Raw genomic sequence first — 3,020 nt, 5'->3', positions numbered from 1 at the left:
GGCTGGTTTATAGGTACTTATGAAAAACAGATGCATTATCCTCAAGTTATTGCGATGTAACAAAAGCGGTGATTTAGCTTCGTAAGCGGGTGATGGATACCGCTGTCCATTTCCCCTTTACTCAGCTAACTCGCCTCTTTTTATGCCTTCAGTATCCCCAACCCCCGCTTTCACCCAGGCCCTCTCGGCGCTCTGCCGCCAGCACGGGTATGACGAGTTTGTTACCGCTAGCTTTGAGCCCGCCACGGGCCAGCTGCTGATTGCCGCCGGACCCGTCGTGAACCAGCTTACCCCTGCCATGCAGGCCATCCTGGAGGGTTGCCAATCGATCCGGGCCACCTATCAGGATCGCCACCGCTCTATTGAGGAGGAGGATGAAGACGAGGACTACCCCGATGAGCCCTACGAGCTGGACTAAGCCGGTTGCTCCTGGCGTGGCCAGGCAGGTCAGAACTATCACAGCGTGAGAGTGGTGACCTGTTAGCCGCCCTGAAGCGATCCTAGTTTTATCCTAGTCTTGAATCAGCCTTGCTTTCTATGTCCTCCTCTGCTTCCTGCCGCAGTCTGTCGCTTCCCGTTACGCCCCTGGTCAAACGCATTATCCTGGCTTCTACCAAAGGCGAGGCTCTGTTTGTTTCTCGTGAGCAGCGTAAGCCCTTCAATCCCTATTCGGCGTATCTCTTCGCGCTGCTTCAGCGCGAGCGCCGGGCGGCCGATGGGCAGGCCATAGCCGATGAGGCGCTTACCGAAAGCCTGACCATTCACATCCCCGAGTGGCAGATGCGCACGGGTTGTATTGAGGGGGTCACTCCCGCCCGGGCCAGCGCCTTTAACACCTTTGTGACCAATACCTTCCGCCAAAGGCTCCGTGAGGAGATCGAGTTGCGGATCGAGTTCAGCAAAAGCCTGAAGCAAGCCACTGAGCTGGCCCTGGCCCGCTGGGGCATCGATGAGGATACCTATCCGCTGAGCGCGGCGATTCGTCACTACACCCGCCACCGGGTCGAGGCCACCGAGGACGTCCTGAACTAGTCATTGCTAAGCCTATAGTAAGCGTTTGTTATCAAGTTGCGTGTAGTGTGGTAGAGGGCCGTCCCAGTGGGGCGGCCCTCTTTTGTTTGTGGCCCCTTGAGCGGTAATAACGGCGGTACACTGGCTATTGGCTGAGCTAACTTGCCTTTGCCAGCGTGTGGTGCCCAGAGGGCCGTCCCCCTGGGGTGGTCCTCTTTTTTGGCGGCATAAAAAAGCCTGATCAGTAGATCAGGCTTAGTGTGCATCAGCCAGGTAGGTAGCTGCAGGAGCGGTAGGCTACTGCTTGGTCAGCTCCATCTTGGCCGTGGAAGAGACGCCGTTAACGGCTGCGGTCTGGGTCAGCACCAGTTTATTCCCCGTTACCGCGTAGGTCCAATCTTCTTTAGGCTGATTGGTCGCCGTTAGTGAGAGCGTAGTACCGCTAGCTGCCCATTTGCCGCCTTTAAATTCATCAACGGCGTCGGCTCCAGCGCAGGAGGCGGGATTATTACTACTGAAACTGCCATCAGCTTTGAAGCTAATGACCAGGTCCTGCGCGCAGGTCAGGCCAAAAGCAGCCATCAGCTGCAAATAGTCGAGGGTTTGATTCCCCTTGGTCTCGGTTAGAGCCGTAACTTTGTAATTGCCCGACAGATCGGTGGTGGTAGCCGGAGCGGGATCAGTGCCCTTACACCCCAGGATCAGGGCCATAACCAGCATAGAGCTCAGCAAAAGAGAACGAAAGCGTAAAGCAGAGGAAAGCATAAAAGTGATTTGAATTTAACGCGTTATTAATCCTGCAAGAATACGAAGCTGACCGATGTAAATACAAGTAGTGCGGCCTACCATCTAATTGATTTATTGTTCCTCCCCAGCCCTAAAAGCCAGTCAAAAGGTGGTTGCCGGTAGGCGGCTTCTGATCCGCCTTTTGACTGACTTGTCACCAGCGAGCCGAAACACTGCTACTACAATGGCCGACCCATTGCTCGTGTCGAGCCATCTGGTCAGCTGCATGCGATTGCCAAAAAGAGGACTTAGAGGGGCTTTTTTAGCCGCTCGTCAGCCCGTTTTATTGGCCGGGTTGATTAGTTCTTTTCCCCGCAACCAAGGTCAGCAGTGGATCTTCCGACTTTTCTCCCCAAAAAAACGGTCAACTCGCTCATTATAAACTAACTAAGCCAAAATTCTTCGCTCACCGGAGCCCAAATCCCAGACAGGACCCCGCCACGCACTACCCGGCTAGTACAATTGTACTTGCATTTCCCGGTGATATATGACAGACTGATTACATAGCAAGGGTAAGACTCCGTACCGTTGCCTCACTCATTCAGTAGTGACCGGCCCGCAGAGGGGGCAAACGGGCGCTGGGAAGGGTTCCCCCGCCTGCCCCGCCAGCTTGTCCATGGCCTGCGTATCGACTTAGTCCCTGAAGGGTCTATGTCACCCGTAGGCCGAGGCGAGGTTACTACAATGTTGGTGGAATGAGCAGTTGTAGTCTGGCCAGGGAGAGGGCGGGAAACGGGCCCAACCAGGGCTTCTGGCCCCTGGATCAGGCCTGTTTTGTCCGCCCGGGATCAACCCGGATTTCTGATCTATCCAAGGTCAGCGGTGGATCTTCCCCTTTTCTCACCGAAAAAAACGGTCATCTTGCTCACCCACAGGCAGATGAGCCGAAATTCTTCGCTCGTCGCAGGCCAAATCCCAGACATCACCCCGCCACGCACTACCCCTCCATTACAATTGTAATGCCATTCCCCGGTGATATATGACAGAGTGGTTACATAGGGGGCTGACCGCTGCCTCACTGCTTCAGTAGTGACCGGCCCGCCAACAGGGGATTGGGGCTTTGAGCAGGCCCCTTAAGCGGCTCATTCCTGCCCAGGTCAGGCCCTTGACTAACCAGACCTTTTGTCACTCGTGAACCGAGACGGGGTTACTACAATTCGCTCAGGTGGCAGCGGGAGGCGATAGCAGGTCTTTAGGCTGAAATGGAGCCGCAAAAAGACCCT

Annotated in this window: 3 protein-coding genes; 2 read left to right on the top strand and 1 reads right to left on the bottom strand. The window is 55.3% G+C overall.

Annotation, left to right across the window (positions count from 1 at the left end; all coding sequences use genetic code 11):
* The first annotated feature begins 142 nt into the window (after positions 1–142).
* Together J2I46_RS32460 and J2I46_RS32455 are read left to right on the top strand one after the other, a co-directional pair.
* Positions 143–418 (top strand): hypothetical protein, encoded by a 276-nt coding sequence (locus J2I46_RS32460; protein WP_207333278.1) that lies wholly within the window; start codon positions 143–145, stop codon positions 416–418.
* Positions 419–537: 119 nt separating this feature from the next.
* The gene (locus tag J2I46_RS32455; RefSeq protein WP_207333277.1) at positions 538–1,032 is read left to right on the top strand and encodes a hypothetical protein; all 495 of its coding nucleotides are present in this window, start codon (positions 538–540) and stop codon (positions 1,030–1,032) included.
* A gap of 276 nt (positions 1,033–1,308) precedes the next feature.
* Here the strand turns inward: J2I46_RS32455 and J2I46_RS32450 are convergent, their stop codons facing one another.
* A complete protein-coding gene (locus J2I46_RS32450; RefSeq protein WP_207333276.1) occupies positions 1,309–1,776 on the bottom strand; it encodes a lipocalin family protein in 468 nt (155 codons plus the stop codon).
* Positions 1,777–3,020: the final 1,244 nt, after the last annotated feature.

It is taken from the genome of Fibrella forsythiae (genome assembly GCF_017353175.1).
Taxonomy (GTDB): Bacteria; Bacteroidota; Bacteroidia; order Cytophagales; family Spirosomataceae; genus Fibrella; species Fibrella forsythiae.
This window is presented reverse-complemented; position numbering and strand designations above follow the sequence as displayed.

Excerpts from the sequence above, each read along its gene's own strand:
- J2I46_RS32460 (WP_207333278.1), top strand. The coding sequence starts at position 143 with ATGCCTTCAGTATCCCCAACCCCCGCTTTCACCCAGGCCCTCTCGGCG.
- J2I46_RS32455 (WP_207333277.1), top strand. The coding sequence starts at position 538 with ATGTCCTCCTCTGCTTCCTGCCGCAGTCTGTCGCTTCCCGTTACGCCC.
- J2I46_RS32450 (WP_207333276.1), bottom strand. The coding sequence starts at position 1,776 with ATGCTTTCCTCTGCTTTACGCTTTCGTTCTCTTTTGCTGAGCTCTATG.